Annotated in this window: 14 protein-coding genes; 8 read left to right on the top strand and 6 right to left on the bottom strand. The window is 70.5% G+C overall.

The features are described 5' to 3' along the window. Window position 1 precedes the first annotated feature (1 nt). Window positions 2-877, bottom strand: coding sequence for an undecaprenyl-diphosphate phosphatase (locus tag ACIQBL_RS21000; protein WP_401943907.1), 876 nt, complete (start codon window positions 875-877; stop codon window positions 2-4). 285 nt (window positions 878-1,162) lie between these two features. Here ACIQBL_RS21000 and ACIQBL_RS20995 point away from each other — a divergent pair, with 285 nt between their 5' ends. The 3 genes from ACIQBL_RS20995 (at window position 1,163) to ACIQBL_RS20985 (ending at window position 4,124) form a co-directional block, all read left to right on the top strand. Next, window positions 1,163-2,350 (top strand): Gfo/Idh/MocA family protein, encoded by a 1,188-nt coding sequence (locus ACIQBL_RS20995; RefSeq protein ID WP_401943906.1) that lies wholly within the window; start codon window positions 1,163-1,165, stop codon window positions 2,348-2,350. Continuing rightward, complete coding sequence (locus ACIQBL_RS20990; RefSeq protein ID WP_401943905.1) at window positions 2,347-3,285, top strand: PmoA family protein; 939 nt, start codon at window positions 2,347-2,349, stop codon at window positions 3,283-3,285. The genes ACIQBL_RS20995 and ACIQBL_RS20990 overlap by 4 nt, the downstream gene beginning before the upstream one ends. A gap of 137 nt (window positions 3,286-3,422) precedes the next feature. Further along, the gene (locus tag ACIQBL_RS20985) at window positions 3,423-4,124 is read left to right on the top strand and encodes a cupin (protein ID WP_401943904.1); all 702 of its coding nucleotides are present in this window, start codon (window positions 3,423-3,425) and stop codon (window positions 4,122-4,124) included. 20 nt (window positions 4,125-4,144) lie between these two features. Here the strand turns inward: ACIQBL_RS20985 and ACIQBL_RS20980 are convergent, their stop codons facing one another. Continuing rightward, on the bottom strand, window positions 4,145-4,642 hold the full coding sequence (locus ACIQBL_RS20980) for a winged helix-turn-helix transcriptional regulator (RefSeq protein ID WP_401943903.1): 498 nt from the start codon (window positions 4,640-4,642) through the stop codon (window positions 4,145-4,147). 123 nt (window positions 4,643-4,765) lie between these two features. On the opposite strand from ACIQBL_RS20980, the gene ACIQBL_RS20975 reads away from it, so the two are divergent. After that, window positions 4,766-5,950, top strand: a complete 1,185-nt coding sequence (locus tag ACIQBL_RS20975) for a thiolase family protein (RefSeq protein ID WP_401943902.1) — start codon at window positions 4,766-4,768, stop codon at window positions 5,948-5,950. Between the two features lie 88 nt (window positions 5,951-6,038). On the opposite strand, the gene ACIQBL_RS20970 is transcribed toward ACIQBL_RS20975, so the two are convergent. Then, window positions 6,039-6,842: a TVP38/TMEM64 family protein gene (locus ACIQBL_RS20970; RefSeq protein WP_401943901.1), complete on the bottom strand. Its 804-nt coding sequence runs from the start codon at window positions 6,840-6,842 to the stop codon at window positions 6,039-6,041. Between the two features lie 50 nt (window positions 6,843-6,892). Between ACIQBL_RS20970 and ACIQBL_RS20965 the strand changes: the two genes are divergently transcribed. The 3 genes from ACIQBL_RS20965 (at window position 6,893) to ACIQBL_RS20955 (ending at window position 10,076) form a co-directional block, all read left to right on the top strand. Then, window positions 6,893-7,615: a DNA alkylation repair protein gene (locus ACIQBL_RS20965; RefSeq protein ID WP_401943899.1), complete on the top strand. Its 723-nt coding sequence runs from the start codon at window positions 6,893-6,895 to the stop codon at window positions 7,613-7,615. Window positions 7,616-7,894: 279 nt separating this feature from the next. Beyond that, complete coding sequence (gene tuf / locus ACIQBL_RS20960; RefSeq protein ID WP_401943898.1) at window positions 7,895-9,064, top strand: elongation factor Tu; 1,170 nt, start codon at window positions 7,895-7,897, stop codon at window positions 9,062-9,064. A 166-nt stretch (window positions 9,065-9,230) separates the two neighbouring features. Further along, on the top strand, window positions 9,231-10,076 hold the full coding sequence (locus ACIQBL_RS20955; RefSeq protein ID WP_401943896.1) for a spermidine synthase: 846 nt from the start codon (window positions 9,231-9,233) through the stop codon (window positions 10,074-10,076). A 41-nt stretch (window positions 10,077-10,117) separates the two neighbouring features. On the opposite strand, the gene ACIQBL_RS20950 is transcribed toward ACIQBL_RS20955, so the two are convergent. Together ACIQBL_RS20950 and ACIQBL_RS20945 are read right to left on the bottom strand one after the other, a co-directional pair. Then, window positions 10,118-11,425, bottom strand: a complete 1,308-nt coding sequence (locus ACIQBL_RS20950) for an MFS transporter (RefSeq protein ID WP_401943894.1) — start codon at window positions 11,423-11,425, stop codon at window positions 10,118-10,120. Between the two features lie 88 nt (window positions 11,426-11,513). Continuing rightward, window positions 11,514-12,530: a hypothetical protein gene (locus tag ACIQBL_RS20945; protein ID WP_401943893.1), complete on the bottom strand. Its 1,017-nt coding sequence runs from the start codon at window positions 12,528-12,530 to the stop codon at window positions 11,514-11,516. 152 nt (window positions 12,531-12,682) lie between these two features. On the opposite strand from ACIQBL_RS20945, the gene ACIQBL_RS20940 reads away from it, so the two are divergent. Next, window positions 12,683-13,120 (top strand): DUF4442 domain-containing protein, encoded by a 438-nt coding sequence (locus ACIQBL_RS20940; RefSeq protein WP_401944049.1) that lies wholly within the window; start codon window positions 12,683-12,685, stop codon window positions 13,118-13,120. A 128-nt stretch (window positions 13,121-13,248) separates the two neighbouring features. Here ACIQBL_RS20940 and galU read toward each other — a convergent pair whose 3' ends face one another. Continuing rightward, entirely contained in the window at window positions 13,249-14,235 is a 987-nt protein-coding gene (gene galU / locus ACIQBL_RS20935) for a UTP--glucose-1-phosphate uridylyltransferase GalU (RefSeq protein WP_401943891.1), read from the bottom strand. Between the last annotated feature and the right edge of the window lie 157 nt (window positions 14,236-14,392).

The raw sequence follows: 14,392 nt of genomic DNA, 5'->3' as shown, positions 1-14,392 counted from the left end.
CTCAGTTCGCCGACTCGGCCGCGTGCGGGCTCAGTACGCCCGCCGTCACCAGCGCGATGATGACGATGCCGAGCGCGATGCGGTAGTAGACGAACGGCATGAAGCTCTTGTGCGAGATGAACTTCATGAACCAGGCGATCACGGCGTATCCGACCACGAACGCGATCAGCGTCGCGAATATCGTCGGGCCCCACGCGACATGCCCGCCCGCCGCCGCGTCCTTCAACTCGAAGGCGCCCGAGGCCAGTACGGCCGGCATGGCGAGGAGGAAGGAGTAACGGGCCGCCGCCTCACGGGTGTAGCCCATGAAGAGGCCGCCGCTGATGGTCGCGCCCGAGCGGGAGACGCCGGGGACGAGGGCCATCGCCTGGCAAAGGCCGTACAGCAGGCCGTCCTTGGCGTTCAGGTTCTCCAGTGTCTTGCGCTGCTGGGGTGCCCGGTGCCGGCCGCCCGTCTCGTCGCGGGCCGCGAGGCGGTCGGCGACGCCGATGACGACGCCCATCACGATCAGCATCGTGGCGGTGATGCGCAGGTCGCGGAACGGTCCCTCGATCTGGTCCTTGAGCGTGACTCCGAGCACACCGATCGGGATGGAGCCGACGATCACCAGCCAGCCCATCTGGGCGTCGTGATCGCGCCGCATCTCCTTGTTCGTGAGCGACCGGAACCAGGCGGCGAGAATCCGCCCGACATCCTGACGGAAGTAGATCAGCACCGCCGCCTCCGTCCCGAGCTGTGTGATCGCCGTGAACGCCGCGCCCGGGTCCTTCCAGCCGGAGAAGGCCGCCGTCAGCCGCAGATGCGCGCTGGAGGAGACGGGGAGGAACTCGGTCAGCCCCTGGACGAGTCCGAGGATGAGGGATTCAAACCAAGACATGGAGTGACGACGTCCAAGTGCTGATCGCGGAGCGGCAAAGGACACACCAAAACGCCGCGCGCGGTGATCGAGTGTGTATGAGAGGCAGCGTAGCGTCCCCGTGTGACAGGCCGGACACAGGGGTTTCGCGCGCGTGGGGTGACTCCGGGCACAGAGGTTTCACGGGCGGTCCGGAGACGGCGGCTTCGCGGTGTTGACCTGCTGCGGGGGCGGCGCATACGTTGCAGCGGAGGAAAGCGCTTGCTGGACGCGCTAGCTGTCTCCGGAGGAGTGCTGATCACGCCCATGTCCACACCCGTCACCCGCCCCGGGGCGTTCCAGCCCTTGCCGCCGCTCGCCGGGCGCCGCATCAGGGCCGCCGTGGTCGGCGCCGGAGCCATCGGCCGCGGCTCCCATTTCCCGGCGCTCGCCCGGCTCGCCGAGGAGGGCGAGACCGAGGTCGTCGCCGCCGTTGACATCGATGCCAACTCGGCCGAGTCCTTCTGCGCCGAGGCCGGGATCCCGCACGCCTACACCGATCTCGATCGGATGCTCCGGGAACAGCGGCCCGACCTCGTCACCATCTGCACCCCGCCCACCCTGCACCGCGCGCAGACCGTCGCCGCGCTGCGGGCCGGCGCCTGGGTGTGGTGCGAGAAGCCGCCGGTACCGACGCTGGCCGACTTCGACGCCGTGGAGGACGAAGAGGGCCCAGGACAGGGGACGGCCGGCGGCCCGTACGCCTCCATCGTCTTCCAGCACCGCTTCGGGTCGGGCACCCGGCATGTGCGCCGGCTGCTCGCCGAGGGGGCCCTGGGCCGGCCGCTCGTGGCGCACTGCCAGACCACCTGGTACCGCGACACCGCGTACTACGCCGTGCCCTGGCGCGGGCGCTGGGAGACCGAGGGCGGCGGTCCCGCGATGGGACACGGCATCCACCAGATGGACCTGCTGCTGGATCTGCTCGGGCCGTGGAGCGAGGTGAAGGCCATGGCCGGGCGGCTGGTGCACGACGTGGAGACCGAGGACGTCTCGACCGCCCTGGTCCGTTTCGAGAACGGCGCGATGGCGACCGTCGTGAACAGCGTGCTGAGCCCCGACGAGGTCAGCCGTATCCGCATCGACTGCGAGCGCGCCACCGTCGAACTCACCCACCTGTACGGGCACAGCAACGACAACTGGCGCATCACACCCGCCCCGGACGTCTCGGGCGAGGAGGTCGCCGCCTGGCAGGACTTCGGGCGGGACGTGCCCAGCTCGCACCTGGAGCAGCTGCGTGAACTGGTCGTGAGCATGCGGGCCGGTGAACGGCCGCGCAGCAGCGGCACGGACGGGCGCACCAGCCTCGAACTGATCACCGCGCTCTACAAGTCGGCGTTCACGGACACGACCGTACGGGCGGGCGAGATCGGCCCAGGCGACCCCTACTACACGGCGCTGCACGGTGGCGCCCCCGGCTGGGCGCCTGTGGCGCGCGAGGAGGTGTCGGCGTGACCGGCCTGCGTATCGTCCACGCGCACGGCGACCGCGTCACGGTGACCGAACCGGTCACCGGCGTCGAGCTGTTCAGCTACGTGTACCGGCCCGAGGCCGCCTGGGAGGCGCCGAAGCCGTATCTCCACCCGATCAGGACGCTGGCCGGTGACATCGTCACGGACTACCGGCCCAACGACCACCGCTGGCACAAGGGCCTTCAGCTCACCGCCTCGCATCTGTCGGGCGCCAACCTGTGGGGCGGCAACACATACGTTCACGGTAAGGGGTATCTCGAACTCCCAGAGCGGGTCGGGTCGATGGCCCATGTCGCCTTCGACGAGATCGACATCCACACCGACTCGGGCGCCGAGCGTCTCGTCATCGCCGAACGGCTGACCTGGCACCCGTACAGCGGCGAACTCTGGGCCGACGAGCAGCGCCGGATCGAGGTGCACGACGTCGACACAGGGTCGGGTTCCTGGGCGCTGACGTGGACGAGCGCCGTGACGAACCGCCGTGACGAGCCGCTCGTGTTCGGCAGTCCGACCACCGCGGGACGCGAGGCCGCCGGCTACACGGGCCTGTTCTGGCGCGGACCCCGTGCTTTCCGCGACGGCCGGATCATCGGCCCCGACGGCGAGGGACCCGAGCTGATGGGCAGCCAGGGCCCCTGGCTCGCGATCTCCGGCGAACACGACGGCACCGACGGCCACGCGACCGTCGTCTTCGCACACGCCCCGGAGAACGACCACACCGGCGCGCAGGGCACCCATCCCGACCACTGGTTCGTCCGCAACGAGCCGTTCGCGGGGATCGCTCCCTCCTTCGCCTTCTACGACGAACTGGAGCTCGCGCCGGGCGACACGCTCACCCGGCGCTATCGGGTCGTCGTGGCCGACGGGGCGTGGGAGCGGGAGGAGATCGCCAAGTATTTGGAAGCGCGGCCGTGGTGAGCGCCTCTGCGGTGGGTGGGGAAGGGGCGAGTGCGGAGGGCTTCTCCGGGCTGCCGGGCGGGGTCGCCGTTTCCCATCTGTCTGTCTACGACTGGCCCGCCGAGGCTGATGGCGGAGTGTGCGGGGGAACTCCCCATATGCACCTCACCTGTTCGGAGGGGTACGTCGTCACCGGTGGGCACGGCGCGGTGCAGACGCTCACGATGTCCGGCACAAAGTCCGGCACAAAGTCCGGCACAAAGTCCGGCACAAAGTCCGGCACAAAGTCCGGCGCGCCGTCCGGGTACGAGGTCACGCCGCTCGCGGCCGGAACGGTCGCCTGGTTCACGCCGGGGACCGTCCACCGGCTCGTGAACGAGGGCGACCTGCGCATCACCGTCCTCATGCAGAACAGCGGGCTGCCCGAGGCGGGGGACGCGGTGCTGACCCTGCCCCCGGAGTACCTCACCGACCCCGAGACGTACGCCGCCGTCACGGTGATCCCGGCCGACGCGCCCGAAGCGGAGCAGGAACGGATCGCCCGTGCCCGGCGCGACCTCGCGCTGGAGGGCTACGAGGCGCTGCGCTCCGCCGAGGGCCCGGAAGCGCTGGCCGCGTTCCACCGGGCCGCCGCCGCGCTGGTACGACCCCGGCTCGCCGAGTGGCGTGCGCGCTGGGAGCGGGGGGCGCGGGCCGCCGCAGCGGCCACGGGGGAGCAGCTCGACCGGCTTGAGCGGGGCGACTTCTCGCACCTTGCCGGCGCGGTCGTACGGGCTCAACAGCCTTCGGCGTACGGGAAGTTCGGGATGTGCGGGCGGTTGGACGTCTACGACGTCCAGGACGCCAGCAAGGGGTCGTAGTTCCGGACCAGACTTTCTGGTCAGGCCGCCGTCGGGCCCGTGACCGTCCAGCCCGGCGCCTGCGGGTGGGCCGTCAGGTCCTCGTGGCGGACCGTGTCGCCGCAGGCCGTGCAGGTGACGAGCGGGACCAGTTCGTTGCCGCAGATGTGCTCGACCACCATGGGGCGGTCGAGGATGTCCTTCCGGAGATGACGGTCGCCCCATGCCATGAGGGTCATCAGGACCGGCTCCAGTTCGAGACCCGCCTCCGTGGGCCGGTACTCGAAGCGCTGCGGGTGTTCGCTGTAGGTCCGCCGGGTGAGGATCCCGGCGTCGACGAGGCGGCGCAGCCGGGCGGCCAGGACGTCGCGCGGGGCACCGATGTTGCGGACCAGCTGGTCGAAGCGGCGATTGCCCAGGCACACCTCCCTCAGGACGAGCAGGGAGTACTTCTCGCCCACGAGCGCGAGGGCGTCGGCGATGGAGCAGGGGCGCGGGGCTTTGTTCTTGTCTTGGTTCTTGTTTTTGGGGGCGGGCATAACAACCACTTTAAGGGAGGGTTTGATTTTCCTACTGACAGGGCTATGGTGAGTTTGGATTTCCTACTCACTAGTGGTTCTAGCTGCTGCTCGTTCTAGCTGCTGCTCCTGGAGGCCCGCACGATGTCGGTAAAAATTGGGCGTGACGCAGTGATCGTCGAAGCCGTACGCACGCCTGTAGGCAAGGGCAAGCCGAACGGCACCCTCGCTCAGGTTCACCCCGTCGAACTCCTCTCGCACACCCTGCGCACCCTCGTCGAGCGCACTGGGATCGACCCGGAGGCCATCGATGACGTCATAGGCGGCACGGTCACCCAGGTCGGTGAGCAGGCCGTCAACATCACCCGGCAGGCCGTGCTGTCGGCGGGGTTCCCGGAGTCGGTGCCCGCGACCACGGTGGACCGGCAGTGCGGCTCCTCCCAGCAGGCCGTGCACTTCGCGGCGCAGGGCGTGATCTCGGGGGCGTACGACATGGTCGTGGCCTGTGGAGTGGAGTCCATGGGGCGCGTGCCGATGGGGTCGAGCGTGCTGCCCGGCACGGACCCCTTCGGCCCCGGTGTCGCCGGACGCTACCCGGAGGGCCTCGTCCCGCAGGGCATCAGTGCCGAACTCATCGCCGCGAAGTGGTCGATGACGCGCGACCAGTTGGACGCCTTCGCGGTCTCCTCGCACCACAAGGCGGCCACCGCGTGGGACGCGGGACTGTTCGACGCCCAGGTGGCGCCCTTGGCGGGTGCCTCGCGCGACGAGTGCGTACGGCCCGGCAGCACGACCGAGATCCTCGGGGGTCTGAAGCCCGCCTTCTACGATCCGGCGTACGCCGAGCGCTTCCCGCAGATCGAGTGGAACATCACCGCGGGCAACTCCAGCCCCATCAACGACGGCGCCTCCGCCGTCCTCATCACCTCCAGCGAGACCGCGGCCCGGCTCGGGCTGCGCCCGCTCGCCCGGCTGCACAGTTTCGCCGTCACCGGTTCCGACCCGCTCCTCATGCTCACCGGCGTCATCCCGGCCACCGAGAAGGTGCTCCGCCGGGCCTCGCTCACGCTCGACGACATCGACCTGTTCGAGGTCAACGAGGCCTTCTCCAGTGTCGTTCTGGCCTGGCAGCAGGAGACGGGTGCCGATCTCGCCAAGGTCAACGTGCACGGCGGGGCCATCGCGATCGGGCATCCGCTCGGCGCGAGCGGTACGCGTCTGACGACCACGCTGGTGCACGCGATGCGGGATCGTGGGGCGCGCTACGGGCTGCAGACCATGTGCGAGGCGGGGGGTCTCGCCAACGCGATGATCCTGGAAGCTGTCTGACCTGTGTGGTTGTTGTCCGCCTGGTTGTTGTGCGCCTGTTTGTTGCCCGCCTGTTTATTGTCCGACCGTTTGTTGCCCGCCCGGTTGTTCAGTGGTCCCGCAGGTGGTGGCGCTTGCGCCAGGCCACCACCGCGCCGCCCAGGGCAGGCAGGGCGATGCAGGCCATCGCGATCAGGAAGGCCGGCGAGGTGGGACTGGACGCGCGGGCGCCGGCGACGACGTACGCGGCGGTGTTCGGGATCGAGCCGAGGGCCGTCGCGAGCAGGAACGGCATCCAGCGCATGCGGGAGACGGCGGCGCAGTAGTTCACGCCCCAGAACGGCAGTCCCGGGAAGAGCCGTGCCGCCATCATCGACCGGAAGCCGTGCCGGCTGAGCTGGCCGTCCGCGGCCTTCAGCCACCGGCCCCGCAGCAGCGGGCGCAGGGCGTCCTGGCCCAGCACACGGCCCAGGCCGAAGGAGATCCCGGCGCCGAGCACCGTGCCCGCCAGTGCCGAGACGGTGCCCAGCTGCGAGCCGAACACCGCGCCCGCGGCGAGGTTCAGCAGCGGGCGCGGTACGAACGCGACACTGCACAGGCCGTACGCCCCCGCGAACACCAACGCGGCCATGGCGCCGCCGAGTTGGGGTGGCCAGCCGTTGGAGAGGAGTCTCTGCGGGTGGAAGAGCAGCACGGTCGACGCCGCCCCGGCGAGCAGCACGAGAAGCAGCGACAGCCGCGACCACGGCGAGAGCAGGGCTCTCGTGCAGCGCGCGGTGAAGCCGGTCGGAGCGACGGGCACCAGGGGCGCTACGGGCACGGCCGCGGGTACGGCGACGACGAGCTCCGTGGCCACGGCCAGGGGAGAGGCCGTGGCGGTGCCCCCAGAACGGGTGGTGGCATCGGCGAGCATGTCGGCGACACTAACCGACCTGTGTATGTGATCGCCGTATGGTTCGTCTCATGAGCGTCACAGGTGCGGGCACCCCGGACGTGCCCGGCAGCGTTCTCGCCGACACCGTGCTGGAGCGGCTCACCGTCACGTACGCCGCCGCGGCCGACCCCGAGCGGGCCGCGCCGATGCGGGCGTACATGAAGGACGTGGCGCCCTTCCTGGGCCTCCCCACACCCCTGCGCCGCGCCCTGTCCCGGACGGTCCTGGAGGGCACGCCCCGCCCGGACGAGGCCGACTGCGTCGCGATCGCCCTGCGCTGCTGGGAGCTGCCGGAGCGCGAGTACCAGTACTTCGCGGTGGACTACCTGCGCGGCCATGTGCAGCGCTGCACGTCCGGCTTCCTGCCGGTCGCCCGGTACCTCGTGTCGACCGTCCCCTGGTGGGACACCGTCGACGCACTCGCCTCCCACGTAGTGGGAGGCCTGGTCGCCGCCGATCCGAAGCTGCAGGCCGACATGGACGAGTGGATCGTCGACGACGACCTGTGGGTCGCCCGTACGGCCCTGCTCCACCAGCTGCGCTACAAGGAGCACACCGACACCGAACGGCTCTTCGCGTACTGCCTGCGCCAGTCCGGGCACCCGGACTTCTTCATCCGCAAGGCGATCGGCTGGTGTCTGCGGGAGTACGCCTGGACGGACCCGGAGGCGGTGCGAGGGTTCCTCGCACGGGAGAAGGGGCGGTTCGCGCCGCTGTCGGTGCGCGAGGCCCTGAAGAACATCGGGCCGTGAAGAGCATCGGCACCTGAACTTGCCCCCATAAATCATTCGACTCGGGGCAAAGCGTCGGCAATGATCGGCGTCATGTTCCGGTACGCCTTCCACCTCGCAGCATCCGCGGTCGCGGATGCCCCGAAGGCTGCCGTTCCCGTCCTCGTTCCTGTTCCAGCGGCAGCAGTCGACGGCGCCCGAAGCTGACCCTCTCCGGATCGTCCGGCGGACCCCGCAGGGGGAGGGTCGGCGATTCCTCGGGGTCCCCGCATCCACTTCACCAGGCTTCGAGGTACCGCTATGTCCAAAACGGCATACATCCGTACGAAACCGCATCTGAACATCGGCACGATGGGTCATGTCGACCACGGCAAGACCACCCTGACCGCCGCCATCACCAAGGTCCTCGCCGGGCGCGGCGCGTCCACCTTCGTACCGTTCGACCGCATCGACCGGGCGCCGGAGGAGGCCGCGCGCGGCATCACCATCAACATCGCGCACGTCGAGTACGAGACCGACACCCGGCACTACGCGCACGTCGACATGCCCGGCCACGCCGACTACGTCAAGAACATGGTCACCGGGGCTGCGCAGCTCGACGGGGCGATCCTCGTCGTCTCCGCGCTCGACGGGATCATGCCGCAGACCGCCGAACACGTGCTGCTCGCCCGACAGGTGGGCGTCGACCACATCGTGGTCGCGCTCAACAAGGCCGACGCGGGCGACGACGAGCTCACCGACCTGGTCGAGCTGGAGGTCCGCGAACTGCTCACCGCCAACGGCTACGGCGGCGACTCCGTACCCGTCGTACGGGTGTCCGGTCTCAAGGCCCTTGAGGGGGAACCCCGTTGGACGGCGTCGATCGACGCGCTGCTCGACGCCGTGGACACGTATGTGCCCATGCCCGAGCGGTACTTGGACGCGCCGTTCCTGTTGCCGGTCGAGAACGTGCTCACCATCACCGGGCGCGGGACGGTCGTCACGGGCGCGGTCGAGCGCGGCACGGTCCGGGTCGGCGACCGGGTCGACGTGCTCGGCGCCGCCGTGGAGTCGGTGGTCACCGGGCTGGAGACCTTCGGCAAGCCCATGGCGGAGGCGCAGGCCGGTGACAGTGTGGCGCTGCTGCTGCGCGGGGTGCCGCGCGACGCGGTGCGACGCGGGCACGTCGTCGCGGCGCCCGGCAGCGTGGTGCCCAGCCGGCGGTTCTCGGCGCAGGTGTATGTCCTGTCGGCGCGGGAGGGTGGTCGTACGACCGGTGTGTCGACGGGGTACCGGCCGCAGTTCTACATCCGTACCGCGGATGTGGTCGGGGACATCGATCTCGGTGAGACGGGGGTTGCTCGGCCGGGGGACACCGTGACGATGACGGTTGAGCTGGGGCGGGAGGTGCCGTTGGAGCCGGGGCTTGGATTCGCCATCCGTGAGGGTGGGCGGACGGTTGGGGCGGGGACCGTTACGGAGGTCGGCTGATGGCTTGGCGGGGTCGAGCGTAGGGGGGCTGAGGGTGTGCGGGTTTCTGCGGGCCGGTTGTGGCTGGGCGCGCCCACGCGGCGGAGCCGCATATCGGCACAGCCCCGCGCCCCTATCGGGGCGCTGCCTGAACCCGGTGCTTATCCGCACCGGCACAATGGACCTCGTGAACGAGCCGATACCCGTGACCCGGGACGTTGATCACGGGACCGCCAAGCTCATGCCCGACGTGGATCGGGAGCGGGCCTGGCTGCTGACCGTCGACGGGGCGCCGCAGTCGTACGTGGACCTGGATGAGCCGACGCATCTGGAGTTCGAGTACGCGCGGCGGCTCGGGCATGTGCTGGACATCGTTGCCGAGCCGGGACGGCCGCTGGACGTGCTGCACCTCGGCGGGGGCGCGCTCACGTTGCCCCGCTATCTGGCGGCGACCCGGCCCGGTTCGCGGCAGGACGTGGTCGAGGCCGACCGGGGGCTGCTGGAGCTGGTCACCGAGCATCTGCCGTTGCCGGACGGCGCCGGTGTCACCGTGCACGGCGCCGACGCCCGGGCCTGGCTGGAGGCGGCGCCGGACGGTTCGGCGGACGTGATCGTCGCCGATGTCTTCGGGGGCTCACGGGTGCCGGCGCACCTCACCTCCGTGACGTACGCCCGTGAGACCGAGCGCGTCCTGCGTGCCGACGGCGTCTACCTCGCCAACCTCGCGGACGCCGCGCCCTTCACGTTCCTGCGTTCCCAACTCGCCACGTTCAGTGCGGTGTTCGGGGAGCTGGTGCTGATCGCGGAACCAGGCGTACTGCGCGGACGGCGCTTCGGCAACGCGGTCCTCGTCGCAGCCCACCAACCGGTCGACACGGCGACCCTGACCCGCCTCGTGGCCTCGGACGTGTTCCCGGCACGGCTCGAACACGGGCTCGCGCTACGGGAGTTCATCGGGGGCGCGCGACCGGTCCGGGACGAGGACGCGGTGCCGTCGCCCGAGCCGCCGGAGGGGGCGTTCGGTATCGGCTGATCGGTACGCCCGCGGCCCACCGCGCCAAGAACGCCGACCCCTCACCCGATCCCCCCGGCGGAGCGTTCGGCATCGGCTGACCTGTTCGCACCCCGCGCCTTCCCCTGCGCCGAAGGCCCCGTCCGTCGCCGCAGGTTCCGTACCTCCGGTACACACAGCACCGCCGCCGTGACCAACGTGACCAATGTCGCGCACCCCCACAGGGCCGCCGTACGCCCGAAGGCCGACTCCGCCGGACCCGCCGCCGCGGCGGCGATCGGCATCAGCGCGATCGAGCCGAACCAGTCGTAGGCCGAGATGCGGGAGAGTTTCTCCTCGGGGATCTCCTGGTGCAGGGCGGTCATCCACGACACCCCGAACACCTCCACCGTCGCCCCCGCGACGAACATCACCGCGAACAGGACGCCCACCGGCACCGGTATCGCGAGCGCGGCCGAGGGGAGGGCCAGGGGGAACACGCCGAGGGTGCCCGCCAGGAGCAGGCGGCGGGGTTTCCAGCGGGTCATCAGGAGGGCGCCGGCGACCGTGCCCGCGCCGAACGCGGCCAGGGCCAGGCCCCAGGGGCCCGCGCCGCCGAGGCTGTCGCGGGCGACGAGGGGGCCGTAGACCGCGTCGGCCGCGCCGACCACCGCGTTGGCGACGGAGAACGCCACGACGATGGACCACAGCCAGGGGCGGCCGATGAACTCCCGCCAGCCGTCGCGGAGATCGGCGAGCATGCCGCCGCCCGGGGCGCGCGGTGGGATGTGACTGACGTCGAGGAAGGAGCGGAGGGCGCCGGCCACCGCGAACGCCGCCGCGTCGACCGCGAGCACCCAGCCGGGGCCGACCGCCGCGACCAGCGCGCCGCCGAGGGCCGCGCCGCCCAGGGACGCGCCCTGCATCGCCATGCGGAACACGGCGAACGCCCGGCCCGCCTGTTCGCCGCTCACCGTGGACATCAGCATGCCCTCGGCCGCCGGACCGAAGAACGCCTGCCCGGTGCCGCCCAGCGCGGTCAGCAGCATCATCTGCCAGAGGCGGGGCTCGCCGGTGAGGACGAGCACAGCGAAGGCCGCCTGGGAGACGCAGCTGAGGGCGTTCGCCGCGACCATGACGTGGTGGCGGGGGACCCGGTCCGAGATCGCGCCGCCTATCAGCAGGAACAACACCAGCGGCAGCGTGCGCGAGGCGGCCACCAGACCCACGTCACCGCTGTCGCCGCCCGCGTCCAGCACGGCGAACGCGGCGGCGATCAGCGCGCCGTTCCCGCCGAGGCCGGTCGCCACCGCGGCGGCGGTCAGCAGGGTGTAGTTGCGGCCCGCCCAGTCGGGTCGGCGCGATCGGCGAGGAGAGGGGGTGGCGGTCACCGGGCGACTATCGCCGCACGTGCCACGCCCTGCCAAACAGATTGCCGTCAGAATCCGGCCAAACGGTCAGCCCTCGATGACCGGAGGGTCAGCTCGTGGCACCCGTCGGATCCCCGTGCAGTCGTACGGTGCTGAGGATCTTCTGCACCGTCGCGTCGGGGATCTCTTCGCTGACGCCCTTGGCGCCGTAGAGCGTCCAGGAGACGAAGTCGTCCGCCGAGTTCTTGAAGGCGAACGTGGTCGCCTTGCCGTCGGAGGAGCACTTGCCCGTCTTCGGGACGCCGGACGTGTAGGACGTGGCGACGCTGCCCGTGACACCCGACTTCGTCGTGTAGGGCTTCGCCGCGCCGATCTTCAGGTACTTCTTGGACGAGTTCTTCTGGTCCGTGTACCCGCCGAACGCGAACGTCGCCGCGTCACCGCGCGCCGTGCTCGCCGTGTCCTTCGCGCCGTCCTCGCCCTTCGTGCCGCTCGACGCCAGCGACGAGGTCTCCTTGGTGCCGTCCTTGTTGTCGTCGGACTCGCACCAGTTCTGCTTCAGGTAGGCGGGCGCGGAGAAACCGATGTACGGGGAGCCGTCGCCCTTCTGCTGGTCCTCGAAGAAGGTGAAGGTGCCCGGGGTGCCGACCTCCCAGTCCGCGGGGACGTCGAAGGCGGTGCCGTACTTCTGGTTGACGACGACCTTCCAGCCCGCGATGGTCGGCTTCTCGGTCTCGTTGCCGCGCGGGTTGTCGTCCGAACCGGAGGAGGACGCGCTCGGGTCCGCGGACGCCGACGGCGACCGGCTCGACGTGTCCTTGCCGCCGTCCGCCTTGTCGTCCTTGTTGCCGCCCAGGACCAGGTAGCCGGTCACACCCGCGGCCACGACGACGGCCGTGGCCGCCACGATCGCGACCAGCTTCGTCCGGTTTCCGCCGCCCCCGTCCTTCGGCGGCTGCGGCCCGCCCGCGGGACCCGGAGCGCCCCACTGCGGTTGCTGCCCATAGGGGTTGGGCTGCTGGTAGCCGGGCTGCTGATACGGATTCGGCTGTTGGTACCCCGGCTGCTGGTACGGGTTGTTCTGCGGGTTCTGCTCGCCCCCGGGCGGCTGCTGTCCTGGCCACATGGGCAGTAACCCTAGTGCCGGGTGGGACACGGTGGGTCACCGCCCCTTGTCAGGGCCGTACCAACTCGGGGACGGGACATCGTTTGCCGGCGCACAGGTCTGGCCCGCATTGGCTACTCGTGGGTAACATGTTGCTCATGAGCGCAGATCAGATGTCCATAGGCGAGTTGCTGGCCGCCACGGTGCCGATGGTTCGCACCTTGAACCTGGAGTACCTGGAGACAAGTCCGGAGCGGGCCGTGCTGTCCCTTCCGGACCAGAGCGAGTACCGCAACCACGTCGGCGGGCCGCACGCCGGCGCCATGTTCACCCTCGGCGAGTCCGCCAGTGGCGCGATCGTCCTCGCCGCCTTCGGCGACCAGCTCTCGCGGGCGGTGCCGCTCCCGGTCAACGCCGAGATCGCGTTCAGGAAGATCGCCCTCGGCCCGGTGAGGGCCACCGCGACCCTCGGCCGCCCCGCCGCCGACGTCGTCGCCGAACTCGACGCCGGCGAGCGCCCCGAGTTCCCGGTCACCGTCGCCATCCAGCGCGAGGACGGCGCCGTGACGGGCGAGATGACGGTCACCTGGACGCTCCGGCCGAACGGCTGACAGGTGTCGCCGAGTTGAGTCGAGTTGAGCAGAGTCGAGTCGAGCTTGAGTCGATTTGACTTGACTTGAGTTGATACGGGGGCCCGGTCGTCGCTCGCGGCGTGACCGGGCCCCCGTGCGTGGGGAGTTCAGGCCGCGATCCGCGCGCCCTCGCTGTCGCCGGTCCCGCCGGTCTCGTTGCTCTCGTTGTTCTCCAGGCCCGCCACGAACTCCTTGAGCCACGCGACGAATTCGGGGCCCAGGTCCGAGCGGTCGCAGGCCAGGCGGACCACCGTGCGCAGATAGTCGGCCTTGTCGCCGGTGTCGTAGCGCAGGCCCTTGAAGACGACTCCGTGGACCGTGCCGGTGGCGGCCAACTCCTGGAGGGCGTCGGTGAGTTGGATCTCGCCGCCGCGGCCGGGCGGGGTGCGTTCCAGGGTGGGGAAGATCGCGGGGTCGAGGACGTAGCGGCCGATGACGGCGTAGCGGCTCGGCGCGTCCTCCCGGGACGGCTTCTCGACCAGGCCGGTGACCCGTACGACACCGTCCTCGCCGGTCGGCTCGACGGCCGCGCAGCCGTACAGGTGGACCTGTTCCTCGGGGACTTCCATGAGGGCGACCACGCTGCCCGCGTACCGTTCGCGGACCTCCAGCATCTGGCTGAGCAGGGTCTCGCGCGGGTCGATCAGGTCGTCGCCGAGGAGGACGGCGAAGGGCTGGTCGCCGACGTGGTGGCGGGCGCAGAGCACCGCGTGCCCGAGGCCGAGCGGGTCGCCCTGGCGGATGTGGTGGATGTCGGCGAGGCGCGCGGGATCGCGTACGGCGTCCAGGCGCACGGTGTCGCCCTTGGCGGCCAGGGCCTGTTCCAGTTCGAAGGCGTGGTCGAAGTGGTCCTCGATGGCGCGCTTGTGCCGGCCGGTGACCATCAGGATGTCGTCGAGTCCGGCCGCCGCGGCCTCCTCGACGACGTACTGGATCGCGGGCTTGTCGACGACGGGGAGCATCTCCTTCGGCGTCGCCTTCGTCGCGGGCAGGAACCGCGTGCCGAGCCCGGCGGCCGGCACGACCGCCTTGCGGACCGTGGGGACGGGGGCGGGCGCGGGCGCGGGGGTGGCTGAAGAGTGGGGGGCGATCATGGGGTTCATGGTGGCCCACCGCGATGAGAGCACCCCGAGAGAAACATCGGAGTTCCCTGTGCGCCTCCCTTAGTTCGCGGGAGAGTTGGAGATTTCGTGTAGACGCCTGTGGATACCGTCGGTAACCAATCTGAATTTTCGGCGTTTTGAACATCGG

It is taken from the genome of Streptomyces sp. NPDC088350, assembly GCF_044753545.1.
Lineage (GTDB): Bacteria > Actinomycetota > Actinomycetes > Streptomycetales > Streptomycetaceae > Streptomyces.
The sequence above is the reverse complement of the archived record's forward strand: the minus strand, read 5'-3'. Positions and strand labels throughout refer to the sequence as shown.

Bases quoted from the DNA above. Each gene is read 5' to 3' on its own strand.
- tuf (WP_401943898.1), top strand. From the start codon at position 7,895: ATGTCCAAAACGGCATACATCCGTACGAAACCGCATCTGAACATCGGC.
- ACIQBL_RS20965 (WP_401943899.1), top strand. From the start codon at position 6,893: ATGAGCGTCACAGGTGCGGGCACCCCGGACGTGCCCGGCAGCGTTCTC.
- ACIQBL_RS20945 (WP_401943893.1), bottom strand. From the start codon at position 12,530: ATGTGGCCAGGACAGCAGCCGCCCGGGGGCGAGCAGAACCCGCAGAAC.
- ACIQBL_RS20940 (WP_401944049.1), top strand. From the start codon at position 12,683: ATGTCCATAGGCGAGTTGCTGGCCGCCACGGTGCCGATGGTTCGCACC.
- ACIQBL_RS20975 (WP_401943902.1), top strand. From the start codon at position 4,766: ATGTCGGTAAAAATTGGGCGTGACGCAGTGATCGTCGAAGCCGTACGC.
- ACIQBL_RS20985 (WP_401943904.1), top strand. From the start codon at position 3,423: ATGCACCTCACCTGTTCGGAGGGGTACGTCGTCACCGGTGGGCACGGC.
- ACIQBL_RS21000 (WP_401943907.1), bottom strand. From the start codon at position 877: ATGTCTTGGTTTGAATCCCTCATCCTCGGACTCGTCCAGGGGCTGACC.
- ACIQBL_RS20995 (WP_401943906.1), top strand. From the start codon at position 1,163: ATGTCCACACCCGTCACCCGCCCCGGGGCGTTCCAGCCCTTGCCGCCG.
- ACIQBL_RS20980 (WP_401943903.1), bottom strand. From the start codon at position 4,642: ATGCCCGCCCCCAAAAACAAGAACCAAGACAAGAACAAAGCCCCGCGC.
- ACIQBL_RS20970 (WP_401943901.1), bottom strand. From the start codon at position 6,842: ATGCTCGCCGATGCCACCACCCGTTCTGGGGGCACCGCCACGGCCTCT.
- galU (WP_401943891.1), bottom strand. From the start codon at position 14,235: ATGATCGCCCCCCACTCTTCAGCCACCCCCGCGCCCGCGCCCGCCCCC.